Genomic DNA, 22,281 nt, shown 5'->3' on the forward strand with positions numbered 1-22,281 from the left:
CATGCGTACGCTCTTTCCGCCGATCACGCCTTACCGCGAGCACCGCCTTGCCGTGGATGCGCTGCATACGCTGCATATCGAGGAATGCGGCAACCCGGAGGGCATCCCCGCCGTGTTCCTGCATGGTGGCCCCGGGGCCGGCGTCTCGCCCACACATCGCCGCTTCTTCGACCCGGCGCGCTACCGCATCGTACTGATCGACCAGCGCGGCTGCGGCCGTTCCACGCCGTTCGGCGAACTGCGTGACAACACCACCGCGCACCTGGTCGAGGACATCGAGCGGGTGCGTGAGCACCTCGGCATTGAACGCTGGCTGGTGTTCGGCGGCTCCTGGGGCTCCACGCTGGCGCTGGCCTACGCACAGGCCCACCCCGAGCGCGCGACCGGCGTGATCGTGCGCGGTGTGTATCTGGGCCGCGCCGAGGAGAACGCCTGGTTCGCCGAGGCGGACGGCGGCGCCCGCTGGATCTTCCCGGAACGCTGGGCGCGCTACGAGGCGCATATTCCGGAGGACGAGCGTGGCGACCTGATTGCTGCGTACTGGAAACGGCTGGACAGCGCAGACCCTGCCACGCGCATTGCCGCGGGCCTCGCCTGGCTGGGGTGGGAAGACCACGCCGCCACGCTGGTGCACGATGTCGATGCGGTCTCCGATGCCGATCCGCTGGATACGCTGGCCAAGGCCCGCATCGAGGCGCACTACTTCCGCCACAACGCATTTCTCGAGCACGGCCAGCTGCTGCGGGACGTCGACCGCATCCGCCATCTGCCCGCGGTGATCGTGCAGGGACGCTACGACATCATCTGCCCGGCCCGCAGCGCCTGGGACCTGTCCTGCGCCTGGCCGGAAGCCCGGCTGGAGATGGTGCTGTCCGGGCACAGCGCGACCGAGCCGGCCACCACCGACGCGCTGATCCGCGCGACCGACGCGTTCGTGGACGGTTTGTAGATCCACGGCACGCGTGGATGCCGTTCGCCACGCATCGCGCGAAAGGCAGCCGAGCATGGCTCGGCTCTACAGGACAGGCGACCGAAGCGTTCGCGGATGGTTTGTAGATCCACGCCATGCGTGGATGCCGTTCGCCACGCATCGTGCGCGCCCCTATACCAACGTATATCCGCGCTTACCCACGGGCATCTAGGCCCGGCGCGGCCGCGCGCGGACAATAGCGCCACCGGCCCACACAGGCCCCACCGATGGAGACGCTGATGGACCCCGACCCTGCCGGGCGCACCGCGCCCCCGAGTACCGCCGCCTGTTCCCTGCTGGCGCCCATCGCTGGTCCCTGTCCGCACGCGTGATGGGGGCCCCGGGCGTCGCCTGCCCGGAGTTTCCCCATGTCCTACAAGATCCTCTACATCAGCCTGCGCCGCCTGATCGGTGAGCGCGATGTCGCCGGCCTGCGCAGCCGCCTGCTGCAGCACGGCCCGGTGCTGTTCGCCCATGCGCTGGCGCTCGGCTCGCCGCGGGTCGTCGCCGACGCGCTGTCGCTGCTGCCGATCAGCGAGCGCATCACCGTGCTGCGCCACCTGCCCCACCCTCTGCGCGATGCCATGAAGCCGCTGTGCATCGGCGGCAGCCAGCGCCTGCACTTGCAGCCGTGGTCGCCGTCCGTGCTGGCCCTGCGCCGCGCCTGATTCACGCCACTCCGCGACCCGGCAGCCCGGGTCGGCACTTCCGAGGATGACCCCATGAGCCTGCTCAACGCCTGGTTCAACGCCTTCCTGCGCAGCCGCCGCGCGGGCAGCCTGTTCCGCCGCCGCGCCTTGCCCGAGGCCGGATTTGGCCGCGGTGCCGCCGGGGCCGCGCCTTCCGCACTCACCGATGGCCTGCTGACCCTGGCCCGACTCGACGATGCCCGCCTGCTGGCCGCGCTGGATTCGCACAGTGATGGCCTCAGCCCGCAGGAGGCCGCTGATCGCCTGGCCCGTCTCGGGCCCAATGAAGTCGATCACGAAAAGCCGCTGCCGTGGTGGCGCCATCTGTGGCAGTGCTACCGCAATCCGTTCAACCTGCTGCTCAGCGTGCTGGCGGCCGTGTCCTGGTTGACCGAGGACGCCAAGGCCACGGTGGTGATCGCTGCGATGGTGGTGCTCTCCACCCTCATCCGCTTCGTCCAGGAGGGTCGCTCCAACCGCGCCGCCGAACGGCTGAAGGCGCTGGTCGGCAACACCTCCCGGGTCCTGCGCCGCAGCGCGGGTACCGAGGCAGCGGAGCTGGCCGACCAGTACTTCGGCGCGCACCTGCACAGCAGGCGTCCATCGCGCCTGCTCGACCTGCCGATCCGTGCGCTGGTGCCGGGCGACCACATCGTGCTCTCGGCCGGCGACATGATTCCGGCCGACTGCCGCGTGCTGAGCGCCAAGGACCTGTTCGTCGCCCAGGCGGCGATGACCGGCGAGTCATTGCCGGTGGAGAAATTCGCCAGCCCGGGCGGCGCCGAGGCCGGCCTGATGGAACAGGCCAACCTGCTGTTCATGGGCACGAATGTGGTGTTGGGCACGGCCACGGCGGTGGTGCTGGCCACCGGCAACCGTACCTACTTCGGCACGCTGGCCCAGCGCAGCACCGCCACCGAGCGTGCGCCGACCGCGTTCCAGGCCGGGGTGAACAGTGTCAGCTGGCTGCTGATCCGCTTCGCCCTGGTGATGGTGCCGTTCGTGCTGCTCATCAACGGCTGGACCAAGGGCGACTGGACCGAAGCCTTCCTGTTCGCGCTGTCGGTGGCGGTCGGGCTGACCCCGGAAATGCTGCCGATGATCGTCACCTCAACCCTGGCCAAGGGCGCGGTGCTGCTGTCGCGGCAGCGGGTGATCGTCAAGCGCCTGGACGCGATCCAGAACTTCGGTGCGATGGAGGTGCTGTGCACCGACAAGACCGGCACCCTTACCCAGGACCGCATCGCGCTGGAGCGCCACACCGATGTGTTCGGCCGGGATTCGGAGGACGTGCTCAAGTTCGCCTACCTCAACAGCCACTTCCAGACCGGGCTGATCAACCTGCTCGACCGTGCCGTGCTCGAGCACGTGGAGCTGCAGAGCTCGCTGCGCCTGTCGCAGGACTACCGCAAGGTCGACGAGATTCCGTTCGACTTCCAGCGCCGCCGCATGTCGGTGGTGGTGGCCGAGCGCGAGGACCACCACGAGCTGATCTGCAAGGGCGCGGTGGAGGAGATGCTGGCGGTGTGCAGCACCGTGCGCGAGGGCGACATCGACCAGCCGCTGGATGCGGCACGGCTGGCACGGGTACGGCAGACCACCGAGGAACTGAACGAACAGGGCCTGCGCGTGGTGGCCGTGGCGATGAAGGAGACCGCGGCCAGCCAGTCGGTGTATTCGCAGGCCGATGAGTGCGGCCTGACCCTGGTCGGCTACGTGGCCTTCCTCGACCCGCCCAAGGAATCGACCGCACAGGCCCTGCAGGCGCTGGCTGCGCATGGGGTGGAGGTCAAGGTCTTCACCGGCGACAACGAACTGGTCACCGCCCGCGTCTGCGCCCAGGTCGGTCTGGAGGTCGATGCCATCGTGACCGGGCCGCAGATCGAACGCATGGACGATGCGGCGCTTGCGCATGCCCTGCAGCAGCACCGGGTGTTCGCCCGCCTGACGCCGCTGCACAAGGAGCGGCTGGTGCGCTGCCTGCGCGCGCAGGGCAAGGTGGTCGGCTTCCTCGGCGATGGCATCAACGATGCCCCCGCCCTTCGCGCGGCCGACATCGGCATCAGCGTGGACAGCGCGGTGGACATCGCCAAGGAAGCGGCCGACATCATCCTGCTGGAAAAGAGCCTGATGGTGCTGGAGGACGGCGTCATCCAGGGCCGGCGCACGTTCTGCAACATGCTCAAGTACATCCGTATGACCGCCAGTTCCAACTTCGGCAACGTGTTCTCGGTGCTGGTTGCTTCGGCGTTCCTGCCGTTCCTGCCGATGCTGCCGCTGCAGCTGCTGGTGCAGAACCTGCTGTATGACATCTCGCAGATCGCCATCCCGTTCGACAACGTGGACGAGGAACTGGTGCGGCAGCCGTTGAAGTGGAACCCGGCCGACATCGGGCGCTTCATGGTGTTCTTCGGGCCGATCAGCTCGATCTTCGACCTCTGCTGCTTCGCGCTGATGTGGCATGTGTTCGACGCGCGCACGGTGGCCGACCAGAGCCTGTTCCAGTCCGGCTGGTTCGTGGTCGGTCTGCTCACCCAGACCCTGATCGTGCACATGATCCGCACGCCCAAGGTGCCGTTCCTGCAGAGCATCGCCGCGCCGGCCCTGCTGCTGATGACCGCGGCGATCATGGCGATCGGCGTGCTGCTGCCGATGAGCCCGCTGGCCGGCTATTTCAAGCTGCAGGCGCTGCCGCTGGGCTACTGGCCGTTCCTGGTGGCGATCCTGTTCGGCTATGCGGTGCTGACCACGGCGATGAAGCGGCTCTACATCCGCCGCTACGGGTGGCAGTGATGCTGGGCCTGCTGGCGAACCTGCCGCCGTTCGACGCCGGCGCCACGCTCGGCTCGCTGCTGAGCCTGACCGTTGCCTTCGTGCTCGGCGCGGCGATCGGGCTGGAGCGGCAGCTGCGCCAGCGCACCGCCGGACTGCGCACCAACACGCTGGTGGCGGTGGGCGCGGCGGTGTTCGTCAATCTGGCGGTGCGCTTCCACGATCTGTACGGCGGCCCGCCCTCGCCGCTGCACGTGGTCGCCTACGTGATCTCCGGCGTCGGTTTCCTCGGCGCCGGCGCGATCATGAAGGACGGTGCACAGGTCTCGGGCCTGAATACTGCGGCCACGCTGTGGGGCTCGGCGGCCGTCGGTGCCTGTGCCGGCGTCAAGCTGCTGCCGGAAGCGGTGATGGCGGCAGTGTTCGTGCTGGCCGCCAACACCCTGCTGCGGCCGGTGGTCAACCGCATCCAGCGGCAGCCGCTGGCACAGGGCTTCAGCGAGGCGACCTACGCGATCAACGTGGTCTGCCAGCGCGAGCAGCAGGCCGAGGTACTGGACCGGCTGCTGCTGCTGCTCGAGCAGGCGCAGTACCCGGTGCGTGCGGTGGACCAGCGGCCATTCGGCGAACGCGACGTGGAGATCGAGGCGGTGCTGTATGCCACCTCGGTCGACGCCGCGGAACTGGATGCGGTGCTGGAGAACCTGGCCGGCACGCCGGGCGTGTTGCAGGGGTTCTGGAATGCCAGCCTCGAAGAGTGATCCACCCCGGTACTGCCGGCATGTTCGCACCCCGGTAGTGCCGGCCGCTGGCCGGCATTGCCCACCAAGGTGGGCATCTACCAGACCCGCCGCTTATCATCCCCCCACCACCCGCCAGGGAGCTGTTCCCGATGCCGTCGCTATCGCCCCGCCGCCCGCTGGCGCTGCTCGCCCTGATCGTGGTGATGGCGGCGATCTTCCTGCTCGACACCGTCACCGACTATGCCGTGGCCGCCGCCTGCTTCTACGCGGCAGTCATCCTCGCGGCGTCACGGTTGATGGCCCCGCGCGGCCTGCTCATCCTGGCGGCCGCCTGCATCGCGCTCACCGGCCTGAGCTTCTTTCTCACCCGCTTCGGCACCTACCGTATCGGCCTGGTCAACTCGACCATCGGCATGCTGGTCATCGGCATCACCACCTGGCTGGTGCTGAAAATGGAGGCGGCCAAGGCGGCCGTGCAGGAAGCCCAGGCGCGCCTGCTGCGGGTGGCCCGCGCTTCCACGGTGGGCGAATTGACCACTTCGATCGCCCATGAAGTGAACCAGCCACTGGCCGCCATCGCCAGCAGCGCCGAGGCCAGCCAGCGCTGGTTGGCGCAATCGCCCGCCAATGTCGACAAGGCGCTTCAGGCCATCGCCCGCATCCTGTCCGATGCGCACCGCGCCAGTGACGTGATTGCCAGGATCCGCGGCCTGACCCAGGGCGCCGCGCCCGAACGCCGCGCCTTCGACCTTAACCAGGCCGTGCAGGACATGCTGGCCCTGTCACGCAATGAACTGGACCAGCACCAGGTGGATGTGGCGCTGCTGCTCGATGCGGACCTGCCGCCGGTCTTCGCCGATCCCGTGCAGGTGCAGCAGGTGATCGGCAACCTGCTGTTGAACGCGGTCGACGCGATGGCCCTGCTGCCGCCTGCCGAGCGGCGTGTTGCGCTGGCGACGGCGCGCGATGGCCGCGGCCAGGTCAGCCTGAGCGTGCGCGACCGTGGCGTCGGCCTGCCCAGCGAGCAGCCGGACCGCGTCTTCGATGCGTTCTGGACCACCAAGGCCCATGGCCTCGGCCTGGGCCTCAGTCTGAGCCGTTCGATGATCGAGGCCAACGGTGGCCGCATCCGCGCCGAGCGCCCGGCCGGCGGCGGCGCCTGTTTCGTGTTCGAACTGCCGGCCGCCGGCAAGGATGACCATGCGTAAGCCACTGACACCGCCAGCCGAGCTGGCGCCCATCGTCTACGTCGTCGACGACGACGCGTCCGTGCGCGCGGCACTGGAGGACCTGCTGGCCTCGATGGGGCTGCAGGTGCGCGCCTTCGCCTCCACCCAGGCCTTCCTCGACCACCCGCGCGACGATGTCCCGACCTGCCTGGTGCTGGATGTGCGCATGCCCGGCCAGAGCGGCCTGGACTTCCACCGCAGCATGGCGGACCTGGGCCTGCAGCTGCCGGTGGTGTTCATCACCGGCCACGGCGACATCGCCATGGGCGTCAACGCGATCAAGGCCGGCGCCATCGAGTTCCTGACCAAACCCTTCCGCGACCAGGAGCTGCTCGACGCCATCCACAAGGGCATCGCCCTGGATCGCGAGCGCCGCCGCGAAGGCGAGGCGCTGGGCGAGCTGCAGGCGCGCTGGCAGACGCTCAGCGCCGGCGAACGCGACGTGGTCGACGGCGTGGTACGCGGCCGGCTCAACAAGCAGATCGCCGCCGACCTGGGCGTCAGCGAGATCACGGTGAAAGTGAGGCGCGCGCAGGTGATGCGCAAGATGGAGGCGCGCACGCTCGTCGACCTGGTGCGCATGTATGACCGCCTGCAGGCTGCTGCGCCATGAACGCCTACGTGGCCCTGCTGCGTGCGGTGAACGTGGGCGGTACCGGCAAGCTGCCCATGGCCGAACTGGTGGCGATGTGCATGGACGCCGGCTTCGGCGAGGTGCGCACCTACATCGCCAGCGGCAACGTGGTGTTCCGCAGCAGCGCGGACGAGGTGACGGTACGCGATGCCCTGGCGGCGCGACTGCACGCCTACGCCGGCAGACCGGTGGGCGTGCTGGTGCGCAGCGCCGCGGAGATGGCCGAGGTGGCCGCACGCAATCCGTTCGGGCAGGCCGCCGGCAACCGCGTGGTGGCGCTGTTCGTCGATGGCCCGCTGCCCAGCGATCCGCTGCAGGGCGTGGCAGGCCTGAACGGCGAACAGCTGGCGCTGGGGCCACGCGCACTGTACGTGCACTACGGCGACGGCATGGCCGATTCGAAGCTGCGCATTCCCTGCGCGGCCCACGGCACCGCGCGCAACCTCAACACCGTCACCAAGCTTGCGATGATGGCGGCCAGGCTGGCCTGAGCGCTGTTCCCGACGACAGGGCTACACCGTTCGCCGCTGCATCCGCGTATCGACCAGCCCCACCAGCAGCAGCACCACGCTGGTGAGCCAACCGGCGGCCAGCAGATGGGTCATCGGCAGCAGCGGGCCCATCACCAGCAGCAGGACGGCGCCCAGCAGGTGCGAGCGCGGCATCCGCCCATACACCACGCGCTTGTACAGCGCGCTGCCCAGCAGGTAGATCAGCGGCCCGGCCACCAGCATCGCCGCGTGCGCCAGCGATACGCCTTCCTCCGGCGCGTCCATCACCAGATCGTTGCCAACCGCGGTGGCGATGATGCCGGCGATCAGCAACGCGTGTACGTAGTGGAAGTAGGCGCCGATGCGACCGGGATCGGCAGAGCGGGTGATGGTGTCGGTGGCATCCTGGCTGGACGTGCCGAAGTACAGCCACCACATCGCCAGGGTGCCGGCAAAGGTGGCCAGCACCGCCGACACGATGTCGCCGTTCCAGCTGCCGGCTTCGCTGAGCACGCCGCCGGTCGCCAGCAGCGTTTCGCCCAATGCGACGATGACGAACAGCTGGCAGCGCTCGGCCAGATGCCCGCCCTCGATCGTCCATTCGCGCGTGTGCGAGCGTCCCAGCCCCGGAAAGGCGAAACCGAACATCGGTGACAGGTACTCGCAGGCCACCGCCAACGTCCACAGGCCCAGCCGCAGGTTGCCCTCGACTGCCGCACCGGCCAGCCAGAAGCATGCCGACACCATCACCCAGGCCAGCATGCGGCGGAAGTTCGGCGCCAGCGCGTGGTGGCGGCCCACTTCCCACAGCACGAACGCGGTGCGCCCCACCTGCATCGTGGCGTAGGCCCCGGCGAACACCCAGGCGCGTTCGCCAAATGCCTCCGGAGTGGAAGAGGACATCAGCAGTGCCAGCAGCATGGTGGTGAACAGCAGGCCGCGGATGCGCGGCGCCTGCGGATCGAACCAGTTGCTGACCCAGCACGCGTATTGCCAGCCCAGCCAGACCGCGAACCACAGCACCAGCGTCTGCAGCACGCCGAGCACGCCCAGGTGGTGCAGCAGGTGATGGCTGAGCTGGGTGACGGCGAAGACGTAGACCAGATCGAAGAACAGCTCTTCGTAGGTCACCCGCGCGTGGTGGCCGTCGCGGCGGCGCAAGGCGGGAACACGGATGCCGGGAACCATGGAAACTCCTGATCGGTGGCCGAGCCAACCATCGCGCTTATTGCAGCCATGAGCAATACGCGAAACGGGAAAAGAAGGGGCCGTGATAGCGTCGTTGCACCTTCACCCGCGACCTTTCCGCATGCGCCTGCTGCCTCTTGCCCTCGCCTTTGCCACCTGCCTGCCGCTGGCCGCCCATGCCGCCGAACCGGCGCTGCCGCAGCTGAAGGCCTACACCGTTGATCCCTCCTGGCTGCAGCCGATCACCCCGCTGCAGATTGCCGACCACACCTGGCAGATCGGTACCGCCAACCTCACCTCGCTGCTGGTGCAGACCCCGCAGGGGGCGGTACTGCTGGACGGCGGCATGCCACAGATGGCCGATCACCTGCTGCACAACCTGCAGCTGCGCGGCGTGGCCCCGGCCGACCTGCGCGTGATCCTGCTCAGCCATGCCCATGCCGACCATGCCGGGTCGGTGGCCGAGCTCAAGCGCCGCACTGGCGCGCGCGTAGTGGCCAATGCGGAATCGGCGGTGCTGCTGGCCCGTGGTGGCAGTGATGACCTGCACTTCGGCGATCGTTTCGCCTTCCCGCCGGCCCAGGTCGATCGCATCATCATGGATGGCGAGACCGTCGACGTCGGCGGCGTGCGCTTCACCGCGCATTTCGTGCCGGGCCACACCCCGGGCAGCACGGCCTGGACCTGGACGGATACCCGTAACGGCAAGCCGGTGCGCATCGCCTACGCCGACAGCCTGGGTGCGCCGGGCTACACGTTGAAGGACAACCCGCGTTACCCGCATCTGGTCGAGGACTTCCGCCGCAGTTTCGCCACCGTGCGCGCCCTGCCCTGCGACGTGCTGCTGACCCCGCACCCGGGAGCCAGTGGCTGGGACTATGCGGCGGGGGCTGCGGCCGGCGCCAAGGCGGTGACCTGCGGTGCGTATGCGGATGCCGCGCAGCAGAAGCTCGACGCAGCCCTGGCCCGGTAGAGTCGAGCTTGCTCGACTGGCCTTTGTAGAGTCGAGCCATGCTCGACTGTTCTGGAGCAGCCGAGCATGGCTCGGCTCTACACAAGGCAAGGGCAGCCGAGCATCGCTCGGCTCTACGGAAAGCACAGGCCGCTACGGCACCTCGGCCATCGCGCGCACCCGCACCGGGATCGATTTGGCCGCCGGCGTGCCGCTGATGCGGTCATGGTAGTCCAGCGGCAGCAGCGGATTCAGTTCCGGGTAGTAGCCGGCCAGCGCGCCGCGCGGCATCGGATAGTCCAGTACGGTCAGGCCCTCGATGCGCCGTACCACGCCATCGCCGGCGATGGTCTCCAGGCTCACCCGCGCTTCCTTCCCGAGCCCACGTGCCAGCCGGTCCTCGATGTTCATGAACACCACGTTGCGATCGTTGTAGACGCCACGGTAGCGATCGCTGTAACTGTAGATGGTGGTGTTGTACTGATCGTGCGACCGCACCGTGGCCAGGCGCAGCATGTCCGGGTCGTCCACGATGTCATTCACCTCCAGGCCGGGCATCACCAGGATGTTTGCCTTGCCGGTGTCTGTCGGCCACACCCGACGGCGCGGCGCGATGTCCAGATGAAAGCCATGTGGCTGCTGGATGCGCTCATTGAAGCCGGCGTAGATCTCCGGGTAGACCGCTGCGATCAGTTCGCGTATCGGCGCGTAGTCGTGCATGCAGGACGCCCAGTCCACCCGGCTGTCCGGCAGCGTGGCCATGGCCATGCGACAGACGATCTCCACTTCCGGGAGCACGTGTTCGCTGACCGGCTCGAGCACGCCGCGCGAGGCGCTGACATTGGACATCGCATCTTCGATGGTCACGAACTGCTCGCCGGCCGGCGTGCGGATCCATTCCGAGCGCGCCACCACCGGCAGGATCAGCGCATCGCGGCCATGCACCAGATGGCCACGGTTGAGCTTGGTGGCAATGCCCACGGTCAGCTCCAGCCGCTGCATCGCCTCGTAGGCACGCGGCGTATCGGGCACGGCATGGATGAAATTGCCGCCCAGGCCGATGAACACCTTGGCCTGTCCGTCCAGCATGGCCTGGATGGATTCGACCACGTGATGGCCATTCGCGCGCGGCGGATCGAAGCCGAACACCTCGCGCACCCGGTCCAGGTAGGCCGGCTTGGGCTTCTCGTCGATGCCGACGGTGCGGTCGCCCTGCACGTTGGAGTGGCCACGGATGGGGCCGATGCCAGCGCCGCGCTTGCCGAAATTGCCACGCAGCAACAGCAGGTTGGCCACCTGCTGCAGCAGGCGCGAGCCATACTGATGCTGGGTCAGGCCCATGCCGTAGCAGATCACCGTGGCCTGCGAGCGGATGTAGATATCCGCGCAGCGCCGGATCTGCACCTCGGCGATGCCCGACACCCGAACGATCTCGTCCCAGTCCTGCGCCATCACGTCCTCGCGCAGCGCATCAAGGCCCAGGGTGTGCTCGGCCAGGAAGGCGTGGTCAAGGACGCTCTCGCCCTGCGCCTCGCGCTCGAACATCACCTTCATGATGCCCTTGATGAAGGCGAGGTCGCCGCCGATGCGGACGTGCACGAACTCGCTGGTGATCTCGGTCGAGCCCAGCGTGGCCATCTGCACGATGTCCTGCGGCTCGGTGAAGCGGATCAGCGCACGCTCGGGCATCGGGTTGACCGCCACGATGGGGATGCCGCGTTTGCGCGCTTCCACCAGGTTGCTCATCATCCGCGGCGAATTGGTGCCGGTGTTCTGGCCCATCACGAAGATCGCCTCGGCATGCTCGAAGTCGTCCAGCACGATGGTGCCTTTGCCCACCCCGATCACCGGCGGCAGGCCGCGGCTGGTGGGTTCATGGCACATGTTGGAGCAGTCCGGGAAATTGTTGGTGCCGAACTCACGCACGAAGATCGAGTACAGGAACGCCGCTTCGTTCGGCGTGCGCCCGGAGGTGTAGAACTCGGCCTGGTCGGGATGGTCGAGCGCGCGCAGGTGCTGGCCGATCAGCGAGAAGGCCTCGTCCCAGGTACACGGCACGTAGTGATCGCTTGCCGCGTCGTAGCGCATCGGCTCGGTCAGCCGCCCCTGCATCTCCAGCCAGTAGTCGCTCTGTTCCATCAGTTCGCTGACGGTGTGTTCGGCGAAGAGCTCACGCGTTACACGGTGCTCGGTCGCCTCCCAGGCCAATGCCTTGGCACCGTTCTCGCAGAACTCGAACTTCCGCCGATGGTCGGCGTCGGGAAAGGCGCAGCTGGGGCACTTGAAGCCGCCCGGCTGGTTCATCGCCAGCAGCGCCTTGGAGCCCTTGCCGACCACGCTCTGCTGCAGCAGCACTTTGGCCGTCGCCCCGGCCGCACCCCAGCCACCGGCCGGTTGGTTGTAGGAGGTGTATCGCGGCGGCTTCTGTTCGGACATGGCTCGGCAACCTGGTAGCGCGCAAGGGACCGGGGCCAGTCAAGCACGACCACGGCCGTCGCGCCATCACCCGGTTGAGGGGCGCCAGCCTGCCACGGCAACAGTTACAACGGCGTCTTCCCCTGACCGCTGCGCTATCCTGCAACGGTAGATGGCCTTCGTGCTCCACCCAGGACGTACTGCATGCCCGCATCGACCCCGCCTTCTCCGCCGCCTGCCGGTACTGCGTTGCGCACCCTGCAGCGCTGGCGTGAAACGGGGCAGGACGAACGGGTCGACCTCATCGCCGAGGAAGTACCGGTGGCGATGCGCTACAACGGCGCGGCCTTCGCGGTGATGATGGCCACGCCCTGCGACCTGGAGGACTTCGCGATGGGCTTCTCGCTCAGCGAGGGCCTGGTCGCGCGCCCGGAGCAGCTGCTGGCCATCGAGGTGCAGGTGCAACTGGAAGGCATCGAACTAAAGATGACCGTTGCCGCCGACGCGCCCGGTGCGGCGCTGGACCCGTCCGACGGTCGTCTGCTGCCGGGCCGGGGCGGGTGCGGCCTGTGCGGCTCGCGGCAGCTGGAGGACGTGCTGCGACCGCTGCCGCCGGTAGGTGATCGCCGCGCGTACTCACCCATTGCACTGCAACGCGCCCTGGCCGGCCTGGCCCAGCACCAGCCGATGAATGCCGTCAGTGGTTCCACACACGCCGCTGCCTGGGCCGATGCCGGTGGCCGCATCGGCTGGATACGCGAGGATGTCGGCCGCCACAACGCGTTGGACAAGCTGATCGGCGCGTTGCACCACAACGGACACAGCAGCGAAGGCGGCCTGCTGGTCATTTCCAGCCGCGCCAGCTACGAGATGGTCAGCAAGGCGGCGCGCGCCGGTGCCAGCGTGCTGGCGGCAGTCTCAGCGCCCACGGCGCTGGCCATCGACCTGGCCCGCAACGCCGACCTGTGCCTGGTGGGGTTCGCCCGCGATGGCGGGTTCAATGTGTATACCCACCCCGAGCGGTTGCAGGCGCCGTAACGCCGGGTTCCTGCAGCCCGGGCGGCACGTTGCCACCCGGGCCTGCACAGGCCTCAGCGCAGCGCGATCTTCGGGAAGTCCACCGGCACGTCGAACGCCACGTTGACGTAGTTGGTGAACAGGTTGAGCGCCACGTGGGCAAGGATCTCGACGATCAGCTCATCGTCGAAGCCGGCGTCGCGCAGCGCCTGCACGTCGGCGTCGCCGATCTGCGCGCGGTTCTCCACCACCTTCAGGGCGAAGGCGAGTGCAGCGGCGGTGGCCGTGTCGCTGGACTGACCGACCTGGGCGGCAGCCATCTGCTCGCTGCTGGCGCCGGCCTTGCGGCCCAGTGCGGTGTGCGCGGCCAGGCAGTACTCGCAGGCATTGCGGTTGGCGATGGCGACGGCGATCTGCTCACCCAGCAGCGGCGAGACGCGGCCGCCACCGAGGGCGCCGAACGAGCCCCACATGCTGGCCAGGGCGGCTGGCGAGTTGGCCACGGCGCGGAACATGGCCGGGGTGGCGCCGAAGGCGGCGTGGACCTGGCCCAGCAGGGCCTGGCGGTCAGGGGTGGTGTTGGCAGCGTCGATCAGGGCGATACGGGACTTGGCGGTTTCCTTCGGTAACGCGTCCGGGATTGGACGATGGGGTCATCGTAGGTAGTCTCGCAGGACGAATCTCCCACATTTGTCCGCATCGGTTATCCATTCGTCCATGGACACTCCCCCAGACCGTCTGTCCGCCCTGCTCGAGCGCTTCCGCGTGCAGGCCGCGCTGTTCCACTCCGGCCCCCTGTGCGGGCGACATGAGTTCGCCCCGCAGCCGGGCCGCGCGTTCCTGCACATCCTGCGCAAGGGTGAGATGGAAGTGCGCCATGCCGAGGCGGGCCTGCCCTCGCGCCTGCGGATCGACCAGCCCAGCCTGCTGCTGTACCCGCAGCCGCTGCAGCACACCTTCCTCAACGCACCGCTGGATGGCCCGGATTTCACCTGTGCCACGCTGGATTTCGATGGGGGCGCGCGCAACCCGGTGGTGCAGTCGCTGCCGCCGGTGATGGTGGTGCCGCTGGCCGACATCGGCGAGCTGGATGGCACCCTGCAGCTGCTGTTCGGCGAGGCCGACCGCCAGCGCTGCGGCTCAAGGCTGCTGACCAACCGGCTGTTCGAAGTGGCACTGATCCAGGTGCTGCGCTGGGTGGTCGACCACCCGGATGCGGCCGGGGTCAGCCATGGCCTGATGCGCGGCTTGTCCGATGCACGCCTGGCCCGCACCCTGGTCGCGCTGCACCAGGCACCTCAGGAGGAATGGACGCTGCCGCGGATGGCGGCGATCGCCGGGCTCTCGCGTAGCGCGTTCGCGGCGGTGTTCAAGGAAGTGATGCAGACCACCCCGGCCAGCTATCTGCTGGACTGGCGGCTGAGCCTGGCCTGCGCGCAGCTGCGAGCGGGCGCGCCGGTGAAGCAGGTTGCGGTGGAGGTCGGTTTTGCCGATACCGCGTCGTTGTCGAAGGCGTTCCGCAAGCGGATCGGGGTATCGCCCCGGGCGTGGCTGGCGCAGGCCGCGCCCATGTAGAGTCGAGCTTGCTCGACAACCGCTTATGTAGAGTCGAGCCATGCTCGACTGATTCTGCAAGCAGCAGCCGAGCATGGCTCGGCTCTACGGACGCGACGGCAGCCGAGCATGGCTCGGCTCTACAAGAGCCAGTCGAGCAAGCTCGACTCTACAGACGCGACGCCAGTCGAGCATGGCTCGACTCTACAAACGGCAGCAGGGGCGCTAGGGCTTGCCTGCCGACAACAATCCGGCAATCCGCTCGGTCACCTGCGCGCGTACTTCGGGATCCAGCTGACCCTCGTACATCGCCTCGTAGATCCACAACCCATCGGCGGCCAGCCGTGCCACGAAATTATCCAGCGCGGCCGGGTCGGCCACGGCCTTGGCCGGGGGTGACGGCGCCCAGCGCTTCATCACCGGGCCCCACGGGCGTTCGCCCGCTTCCGGGTCCATCGATTCAAGCATGAACATCAGCTCGGCACGGGTCGCGCTCTGTGCCGACACCCGCACGAAGGTCCGGTAGCGCTCCAGCGTGGTCGCCTCCTCGGCGCGCTTGCCGAGCAGCGCTTCCATCGATGCCTCCCAGGATTTCACCAGGTGTTCGTCGATGCCGCGGAGCAGCGCCTCGCGCGAGGGGAAGTGGTACAGCAGGCCGCCGCGGGTCAGCTGCGCCTCGGCCGCCACCGATTCAAAGGTGACGGCACCGATTCCGTCACGGTTGATGACGCTCACGGCGGCGTCGAGGATGCGGTCGCGCTTGCTGGTTCTCATTGCCGTTACTTTACGCGATCACCTGCGCCGTCGCGGCCACCCACGCGCCCGCGCAGCACTCGCGCGAGGAACGCTGCACCCGCCGCCAGCACCGCCATGATGACCAGCAGCACGATCTGGTACCCGCGGTCGTAGGCGGCCACCGCCTGCGCGAACCACGCACCCTGCCCGCCTTCGCGCGCCACGTGCAGTGCCTGGCTGAACCCTTCGCGCGCCGCGGCCGGCATGTCCGCCGCATCGGGCAGGAAGGCGCCGTACATCGCTGCACCGAGGCTGCCCAGCAGCGCAACTGCCAGCAGGCCACCGAATTCGTAGGACACCTCTTCCACCGACGAGGCCATGCCCGCACGGTGCGCCGGCACGTTGTTGAGGATGGCGGTGGACGCGACCGAGATCGCCGCGCCCATGCCGACGCCGGTCAGCGCCATGCCCGCCACCACCCAGCCCAGGCCATGCGGGAAACCGAGCGCGACCACGGCCACGCCCACCGCGCCGGTGGCCAGGCCACCACAGATCATCGGGCGCAGGCCGACCCGGTGCAGGATGCTGCCACCCAGCAGTGCACTCGGCAGGCTGCCCAGCGCCGCCACCGAGACCAGCAGGCCAGCCTGCAACGGACTGAAGCCGGCGACCAGCTGGAAGCGCTGGGTGGTGACCAGCTGCAGGCCAGCCAGTGCGAACAGGGTGAACACCGCCGACAGCGTGCCGGCGAGGAAGGCGGGATTGCGGAAGATCGCGAAGTCCAGCAGCGGGTACGACAGGCGCTGCTGGCGGCGCGCAAAGGCCACCGCGCTGACCAGCGCCAGCAGCAGCGCGCCGGCACCCAGTGCATAAGAAGGCGGCGTGGCGATCAGCGACTTGATCGCCAGCACCAGGCCGGACAGTGCCGCCAGCGCCAGCAGCGAGGACAGCAGATCCCACGGGCGCGAAGTATCGCGCTGGCCTTCGGGGGCCAGCAGCAACGTTGCAATGAACGCCACCAGCACCACCGGCACGTTGACCAGGAACACCGAACCCCACCAGAAGTGCTGCAGCAGCAGGCCACCGATGATCGGGCCGAGCGCCGCACCGACGATCGCCACCGAGCCCCAGATCGCGATGGCGATGTTGCGCTCACGCTCCTCGTGGAAGCTCAGGCCGATGAGTGCCAGGGTGGCCGGCATCATCGCCGCCGCGCCTACCGCCAGGAAGGCACGCGCGCCGATCAGCTGGGCAGGTGTGGCCGAGAATGCGGCTGCCAGCGAGGCGATGCCGAACACCACCAGCCCGATCAGGAACATGCGGCGATGGCCCAGCCGGTCGCCCAGGGTGCCGGCGCCGAGCAGCAGGCCGGCCATCACCAGCGGGTAAGCGTTGATGATCCACAGCGCCTGCCCGGCGCTGGCCGACAGTTCCTCGGTGAGGGTGGGCAACGCGGTGTACAGCACGGAGTTGTCCAGCGTGACCAGCAGCAGGCCGGCGGCGACGGTGAAGAGCAGCGCCCAGCGACGGGCACGGGACAGGGCCGGAGCACCGGCCAGGGGCTGGGAGAGCGCCATGGAACACACCAGGAGAGGGTATGGGGTGGCCATAACTATACAGGATGTACTGTATAGTTATGAGGGCCGGCGCTGGCGCGGTTCAGCTTTGGCCTTGGTAGAGTCGAGCCATGCTCGACTGTTCAGGAGCAGCCGAGCATGGCTCGGCTCTATATAAGCGACGGCAGTCGAGCATGGCTCGACTCTAAAAGCCGGTTACCGGCAGCCTTCCGGCAAGGCGGCGATGGCCGCGACGACCGCCCCCTGCATGCCCTGCCCCACGGCCATGTCCAGCTCGCCGCCGGTACTGCCGTGCTGGCGTTGCAGCTCGCTCTCGCAGGCACCCCGCACGCGCCTGCGCGCGTTGGACCGCAGCATGCTGCAGCGCCAGTCCCCCGGGCCCAGCGGCAGCACCGAATAGACCACGCTGTTGCAGGCATTGCCTGCACGCTCGACCAGGCTGCGGCCGCCGAAGTCGCGCGGCACGCTGCTGTGCGCCGGGTCGTAATAGCTGTCGGGGAAGCTGCGCGCGTACTCCTCGACGTCCACCTGCAGCGGCATCGCGCCTGAGGCGGGCAACTGGAGCGGTGCACCGCAGTCCGTGCTGTCGGCGCGGTGCTGGATGAACTGGTAGATCGGCCGGTCAAGCCGACGATCCTGCGCGGTCACCGCACTGACCGAACCCAGCACCGGCAACGCGGCGCGGTTGGCCATCCGTGCCAGCACACCGGCCTCGGCGGGAACGCAGCGATCACGCACGGTGGCCGCCAGCAGGAAAACCACGTCATCACGGAACGCACGATCTTCGCGCAGGTGCCGCTCGATGTCGGCCTGCAGCGCGGGCACCGGTGCGGGGAACGCGACGGACGGCGGACGCCCCTGCGGCGCGCAGCGCTGCCACGCCAGCAGCGCGGCACCGCCCAGCAGCGCCACCGCACCGACCCCCAGCCAGTGCGCGCGCCGCATCAGCTGCCGATCGCCGTCAGCGTGGCCGCATCCGCATCGTAGGACGCGCTGGCGATGTCGGCCTCGAAGCGCTTGATCCGCAGATGGCCCGACAGCCGATAGGCGTCCCACAGATTGCCCAGTGCAATCGGCTTGGCCAGGGTCACATGGATGATCTGGTTCGGTGGCGGCGGTGGCACGTGGATGCAGGCGCCGTAGAACGGCACGAACAGCAGTTCGTTCACCGCACCGGCATCGTCCATGCCCAACGGCACCACGTAGCCGTCCAGGTCGACCTCGCGACCGTCCACGTCGTCGACCACGGCGGCTGAGCCGAACTGCTGGGCACGGTCGGGGCTGGAGTGATCGATGGCCGCGCCTGGCGGCGTGCCCGAACCCGTGTCATCGATCAGCCCACCGACGCCGGACATCGCGCCCATGCCGCCGCTGCGGTCGATGCCGATCTGCGGCGGCGGGCGCAGGAATGCGTCCTCCTCGGGCATCAAGGCATTCCAGGCCGTGATCGCGCCATCAGCCGGTGCCGCCTTGTCCGGCGTGCTCGCCGCATCGGATGTCGCCGTGGCGGTTGCAGGGTCGGCCGCCGCGTCGGGCACATCACCGCCGGGTCGACTGCAACCGGCCAACACCATCAGCACTAGGACACAGGCGTTACGGTTCATAGGGCCTCAACTCGGGGTCTGCCATGGTGTAGGCCGAACCGGCCAGCTCGTCGTCCACGCGCTCGGCGCGCAGCGTGCCGGCGAGGAAGAACGGCGAGTACATGTCCGGCATGTCGATCGGCCGCGACAACCGCACGTGCACGATCTGGTTCGGGGGTGGCGGCGGCACGTGGATGCAGGCGCCGTAGTACGGCACGAACAGGAACTCGGTCAGGCGGCCATCGCTGGCATTGGCCAGCGGCACCACGTAACCGGGCAGGCGCACGGCGCGGTCCAGTACCGTATCCACCGTGCGGAAGGTGCCGAACTGGGCCATGCGCCGGCTGCCGTTGTGCTTCACTTCCGGCCCGTCACCCCGCTCCAAGGCGGCCAGTTCGTCGGCGGGCATCATCTGCAGCCAGTCCAGTTCCTGCTCGGCAGCCGTTTGGGTTGTCGCTCCGTCCTGCACAGGCGACGGCGGCAGGGCCTGCACGCCGGTATCCACCGGACGTTTGCAGCCGGCCAGCAGCAGGATCACGACAAGGGAAAGCCACGCGCGCATCGCTCAGGCTCCCGCCGACAGGCCGTCGGCCAAGGTGCGCCGATAGGCCAGCAATGCCGGTACCAGGCCGGCCACGGCACTCAGCACCAGCACCCCGCCTACCCACACCAGCTCGCGCAGGTCCGGCCAGACATGGGTGATCGACAGGCCGAAATTCGCCAGTGCCCAGCCGCGCCCGGCCAGGCTGGCGGCCACCAGGATGGCCAACGCCAGCACGCAGGCCATGGCGCTGGTCGCCACCGCTTCCAGCACCAGCAGGCTGGCGATGTAGCGTGGCCGCGCACCCGTGGCGCGCAGCACCGCCATCTCGCGACGCCGCTCGTGCAGGGTCGACACCAGCAGCGCCACCAGCGAGACCAGGCCCAGCAGCACGACCATTGCACTGATCAGCTGCAGCGCCCTCTCGGCCGTGCCCAGTGACTGCCACAGCTGCTGCAGGGTCACGCCGGGCAGGATCGCCAGCAGTGCCTCGTCGCGGTAGTCATTGATCGCGCGCTGCACCGAGAACGTCGCGATGCGCGAGTTCAGGCCGAGCATGAAGGCGGTGATGCTGGTCGGAGTCAGGTCCAGGTGCCGCGCCTCCTCGGCGCTGACCTTGTGCCCGCGCAGCTGCACGCCCGAACGCCAATCCACATGGATGGCCTCGATCGCAGGCAACGACACCAGCACCGACGAATCCACCGGCGTGCCGGTCCGCTGCAGCACGCCGCTGATGCGGAATGGCTTGTCGGCATGCTTGGCCAGTGTCACCGCAGCAGTGCCATGGGCGAGCACCATCTCATCGCCCACCTGCACGCCCTGCGCGCGGGCGACATCGGCGCCGACCACCGCGTCGTACAGATCATCGAAGGGCTTGCCCCCGGCGAAGGCCAACGTGTGCCCCGCACCGTAGCGGTAATGCTCGAAATAGCCACCGGTGGTGCCGATCACCCGGTAGCCGCGCCAGGAATCACCCAACGACAGCGGCACCGCCCACTTCACCTGCGGCAGTGTCGACAGTTCCTGGTAGGACTGCCAGGACACGTTGTTGGTCGGGTCGCCGATATGGAACACCGAGTACAGCAGCAGGTTCACCGGCCCCGAGCGCGCGCCAACGATCAGGTCGGTGCCCGAAACGGTGCTGGCGAAACCCTCATGCGCCTGCACGCGCACACGCTCCACGCCCAGCAGCAGGGTCACGCTGAGGGTGATGACCAGGACGGTCAAGGACACGCTCAGCGCACGGCTGCGCAGGCTGGCCCAGGCAAGTTCAAACATGGGCGGCTCCGGCGTGGTTGATGTCCTGCAGCTGCACGACGCGGTCGAACAGCGGTTGCAGGCTGTCGTCATGGCTGACCACCACCGCGGTGGTACCGGCCGCGGCACATTGCGCGGCCATCAGCTGCAGGAAGGCGGTGGCCGCTTCGCGGTCCAGTGCCGAGGTCGGCTCATCGGCGAGCAGCACTGCCGGGCGACCGATCAACGCGCGCGCCGCGGCCACGCGCTGCTGCTGGCCGACGCTGAGGGTGCCGGCCCGACGCTGCAGCAGGTCCGGGTCCAGGTGCAGGGCCTGCAGCAGGCGGAGGATTTCATCATCCATCGGCCGACCGACCCGAGCGCTGCGCGCGGGCGCGAAGCGCAGGCCCAGCGCGATGTTGTCGCGCACGCTGAGGAAGGGCAGCAGGTTGAACTGCTGGAAGATCACGCCGAGATGATCGGCGCGGAAGCGGTCGCGCGCCGCCGGCTTCAGTGTGTGCACGGCCGTGCCGGCCACGCTCACCTCGCCCTGTTCGGGGCGCAGCACACCGGCCAGCAGGCCCAGCAGGGTGCTCTTGCCCGAACCGCTGGCGCCGCGCAGCAGCACGCTGCTTCCGGCGGCGATGCGAAGCTGCGGAATATCCAGCACGGTGCGCCCGCCATAGCTGAAACGCACCTGCTCCAGCGCGATCACCGCGGCGGTGTTCATGGGGCGAGCACCACGCGCAGGTTGTCAGCGTTGAGCACGGTTCGGCTCTGGCCGGCCGCCGTCGCGCTGTTGACGATGACCTCGTGCAGGTTCGGGAAGACCTTCGGCAAGGCCAGCACCAGCACGCGCAGCGCGGCCGGATTGGCGCACTGGTAGCGCAGCTCGGCGTTGAAGCCTGCATGCGTATGTTTGGCCGGCGCAGTGGCAGTGGTGGATGCGGCGGCGGCAAAGCCCTCCGCGTGCGCGTCACGTTTCAGCGGCGTGCACTGCGCTGCGGTGGGCAGGGTCAACCAGTCGCCGCGCTTGAGCGTGGCCAGTGCCGCGTCCAGCGCCGCCTGTTCGGTGGGATTGGCCGGCGGCCGCTCGAAATCGAGGATGCCGATACCCGGCGCCTGCAGGGCCAGTTCAAGGGTGCCCTGATCCACCGCCAGGTCGACCGTGGCCTGGCCATGCACGTGGGCACCGAGCTGGCGCACGTCGTGTGCGTGCACGGCAGGGGCGGCAAACAACAGGAACAGCAAAACGGAACGCTTCATGGGGGACTCCATCATTGTTACTATGTAACATTATGGACCACATCCCCACGCCGCCCGCAAGGACAATGCCCCAGCCGCCAGCTTCGGCACGCTGGCACCCCCGTCTCGACCTGGCCGGCGCCTGGCTGTCCCTGGCCTGCGCCGCGCACTGCATCACCCTGCCCCTGCTGCTGGCCTTCGTGCCGGCGGCGATGATGGCCCTGCGCTCGTTCCAGCACCCGGCCCACGGCGCGATGACCGCGCTGCTGGTGATGTCGCGCTGGGAATGGGTGTTTGCCGTGGTCGCCTCCACCGTGGCCATGGCCAGCACCGTGTCGGGCTGGCGTCGCCACCAGCAGTGGCGGCCGCTGCGGCTGGCGGCCTGCGGCGCGGTCGCGCTGCTGGCGTCGTCGCTGTACATGCCGTTGAAGGAATCACTGGTCTGGCACGGCGTGGCGACCGCCTGTGGCGGCGTGTTGCTGGCCACCGCCCACATCCTCAACCGGCGGGCATTGCGCCGCATGCGGTAACGGCGGAATGCCGGCCAGCGGCCGGCACTACCGGATCTCCGTCTACGCGCGATGCCCGGTAGTGGCCGCCGCATCGCGGGACACACCTCATAACCACAATAAAAACACGTGAACACCCAACGGCCGCATGGGCGCACGGCCGGATAAGTTGCGCAGACGACACAAAGCGCAATAGTATTA

General features: G+C 68.6%; 22 protein-coding genes. 11 read left to right on the forward strand and 11 right to left on the reverse strand.

What is annotated here, in order from left to right; all coding sequences use genetic code 11:
• Position 1: 1 nt before the first annotated feature.
• The 7 genes from pip (at position 2) to ACVOK1_RS00655 (ending at position 7,528) form a co-directional block, all read left to right on the forward strand.
• Positions 2-949, forward strand: a complete 948-nt coding sequence (gene pip, locus ACVOK1_RS00625; protein WP_481560721.1) for a prolyl aminopeptidase — start codon at positions 2-4, stop codon at positions 947-949.
• Positions 950-1,338: 389 nt separating this feature from the next.
• Positions 1,339-1,638 (forward strand): hypothetical protein, encoded by a 300-nt coding sequence (locus tag ACVOK1_RS00630; protein ID WP_108768980.1) that lies wholly within the window; start codon positions 1,339-1,341, stop codon positions 1,636-1,638.
• 54 nt (positions 1,639-1,692) lie between these two features.
• Positions 1,693-4,452, forward strand: coding sequence for a magnesium-translocating P-type ATPase (mgtA, locus tag ACVOK1_RS00635; RefSeq protein WP_481560722.1), 2,760 nt, complete (start codon positions 1,693-1,695; stop codon positions 4,450-4,452).
• Positions 4,452-5,192, forward strand: a complete 741-nt coding sequence (locus tag ACVOK1_RS00640; RefSeq protein ID WP_481560723.1) for an MgtC/SapB family protein — start codon at positions 4,452-4,454, stop codon at positions 5,190-5,192. The genes mgtA and ACVOK1_RS00640 overlap by 1 nt, the downstream gene beginning before the upstream one ends.
• Positions 5,193-5,323: 131 nt before the next feature.
• Complete coding sequence (locus ACVOK1_RS00645) at positions 5,324-6,382, forward strand: sensor histidine kinase (RefSeq protein ID WP_108768983.1); 1,059 nt, start codon at positions 5,324-5,326, stop codon at positions 6,380-6,382.
• A complete protein-coding gene (locus tag ACVOK1_RS00650) occupies positions 6,375-7,016 on the forward strand; it encodes a response regulator transcription factor (RefSeq protein WP_481560724.1) in 642 nt (213 codons plus the stop codon). Before ACVOK1_RS00645 ends, ACVOK1_RS00650 begins: the two co-directional genes overlap by 8 nt.
• Positions 7,013-7,528 carry a DUF1697 domain-containing protein gene (locus ACVOK1_RS00655; RefSeq protein WP_481560725.1) on the forward strand — a complete coding sequence of 172 codons (516 nt, stop codon included), beginning with the start codon at positions 7,013-7,015 and terminating at the stop codon, positions 7,526-7,528. The genes ACVOK1_RS00650 and ACVOK1_RS00655 overlap by 4 nt, the downstream gene beginning before the upstream one ends.
• Positions 7,529-7,549: 21 nt before the next feature.
• On the opposite strand, the gene ACVOK1_RS00660 is transcribed toward ACVOK1_RS00655, so the two are convergent.
• Positions 7,550-8,716 carry a low temperature requirement protein A gene (locus ACVOK1_RS00660; protein ID WP_481560726.1) on the reverse strand — a complete coding sequence of 389 codons (1,167 nt, stop codon included), beginning with the start codon at positions 8,714-8,716 and terminating at the stop codon, positions 7,550-7,552.
• Positions 8,717-8,837: 121 nt separating this feature from the next.
• Here ACVOK1_RS00660 and bla point away from each other — a divergent pair, with 121 nt between their 5' ends.
• Positions 8,838-9,689, forward strand: coding sequence for a subclass B3 metallo-beta-lactamase (gene bla, locus ACVOK1_RS00665; protein WP_481560727.1), 852 nt, complete (start codon positions 8,838-8,840; stop codon positions 9,687-9,689).
• 132 nt (positions 9,690-9,821) lie between these two features.
• Here the strand turns inward: bla and ACVOK1_RS00670 are convergent, their stop codons facing one another.
• Entirely contained in the window at positions 9,822-12,104 is a 2,283-nt protein-coding gene (locus tag ACVOK1_RS00670; RefSeq protein ID WP_481560728.1) for an FdhF/YdeP family oxidoreductase, read from the reverse strand.
• A gap of 183 nt (positions 12,105-12,287) precedes the next feature.
• Here ACVOK1_RS00670 and fdhD point away from each other — a divergent pair, with 183 nt between their 5' ends.
• Complete coding sequence (gene fdhD / locus ACVOK1_RS00675) at positions 12,288-13,121, forward strand: formate dehydrogenase accessory sulfurtransferase FdhD (protein WP_481560729.1); 834 nt, start codon at positions 12,288-12,290, stop codon at positions 13,119-13,121.
• A gap of 53 nt (positions 13,122-13,174) precedes the next feature.
• Here fdhD and ACVOK1_RS00680 read toward each other — a convergent pair whose 3' ends face one another.
• Entirely contained in the window at positions 13,175-13,741 is a 567-nt protein-coding gene (locus tag ACVOK1_RS00680; RefSeq protein WP_481560744.1) for a carboxymuconolactone decarboxylase family protein, read from the reverse strand.
• A 76-nt stretch (positions 13,742-13,817) separates the two neighbouring features.
• Between ACVOK1_RS00680 and ACVOK1_RS00685 the strand changes: the two genes are divergently transcribed.
• The gene (locus tag ACVOK1_RS00685) at positions 13,818-14,675 is read left to right on the forward strand and encodes an AraC family transcriptional regulator (protein WP_481560730.1); all 858 of its coding nucleotides are present in this window, start codon (positions 13,818-13,820) and stop codon (positions 14,673-14,675) included.
• Positions 14,676-14,879: 204 nt separating this feature from the next.
• Here ACVOK1_RS00685 and ACVOK1_RS00690 read toward each other — a convergent pair whose 3' ends face one another.
• The 8 genes from ACVOK1_RS00690 to ACVOK1_RS00725 all read right to left on the reverse strand — a co-directional run bounded on the left by ACVOK1_RS00690 (position 14,880) and on the right by ACVOK1_RS00725 (position 21,592).
• Complete coding sequence (locus ACVOK1_RS00690; RefSeq protein WP_481560731.1) at positions 14,880-15,428, reverse strand: TetR/AcrR family transcriptional regulator; 549 nt, start codon at positions 15,426-15,428, stop codon at positions 14,880-14,882.
• Positions 15,429-15,433: 5 nt separating this feature from the next.
• The gene (locus ACVOK1_RS00695; RefSeq protein ID WP_481560732.1) at positions 15,434-16,966 is read right to left on the reverse strand and encodes an MFS transporter; all 1,533 of its coding nucleotides are present in this window, start codon (positions 16,964-16,966) and stop codon (positions 15,434-15,436) included.
• Between the two features lie 195 nt (positions 16,967-17,161).
• Complete coding sequence (locus ACVOK1_RS00700) at positions 17,162-17,911, reverse strand: hypothetical protein (protein WP_481560733.1); 750 nt, start codon at positions 17,909-17,911, stop codon at positions 17,162-17,164.
• Positions 17,911-18,570, reverse strand: a complete 660-nt coding sequence (locus tag ACVOK1_RS00705) for a DUF3299 domain-containing protein (RefSeq protein WP_481560734.1) — start codon at positions 18,568-18,570, stop codon at positions 17,911-17,913. The genes ACVOK1_RS00700 and ACVOK1_RS00705 overlap by 1 nt, the downstream gene beginning before the upstream one ends.
• The gene (locus ACVOK1_RS00710) at positions 18,560-19,111 is read right to left on the reverse strand and encodes a DUF3299 domain-containing protein (RefSeq protein ID WP_481560735.1); all 552 of its coding nucleotides are present in this window, start codon (positions 19,109-19,111) and stop codon (positions 18,560-18,562) included. The genes ACVOK1_RS00705 and ACVOK1_RS00710 overlap by 11 nt, the downstream gene beginning before the upstream one ends.
• 3 nt (positions 19,112-19,114) lie before the next feature.
• Complete coding sequence (locus ACVOK1_RS00715) at positions 19,115-20,368, reverse strand: ABC transporter permease (RefSeq protein ID WP_481560736.1); 1,254 nt, start codon at positions 20,366-20,368, stop codon at positions 19,115-19,117.
• Positions 20,361-21,056 carry an ABC transporter ATP-binding protein gene (locus ACVOK1_RS00720; protein ID WP_481560737.1) on the reverse strand — a complete coding sequence of 232 codons (696 nt, stop codon included), beginning with the start codon at positions 21,054-21,056 and terminating at the stop codon, positions 20,361-20,363. Before ACVOK1_RS00720 ends, ACVOK1_RS00715 begins: the two co-directional genes overlap by 8 nt.
• Entirely contained in the window at positions 21,053-21,592 is a 540-nt protein-coding gene (locus ACVOK1_RS00725; protein ID WP_481560738.1) for a ZrgA family zinc uptake protein, read from the reverse strand. The genes ACVOK1_RS00720 and ACVOK1_RS00725 overlap by 4 nt, the downstream gene beginning before the upstream one ends.
• Positions 21,593-21,624: 32 nt before the next feature.
• Between ACVOK1_RS00725 and ACVOK1_RS00730 the strand changes: the two genes are divergently transcribed.
• The gene (locus ACVOK1_RS00730; RefSeq protein ID WP_481560739.1) at positions 21,625-22,101 is read left to right on the forward strand and encodes a MerC domain-containing protein; all 477 of its coding nucleotides are present in this window, start codon (positions 21,625-21,627) and stop codon (positions 22,099-22,101) included.
• Positions 22,102-22,281: the final 180 nt, after the last annotated feature.

Source organism: Stenotrophomonas sp. STEN087, assembly GCF_056759115.1.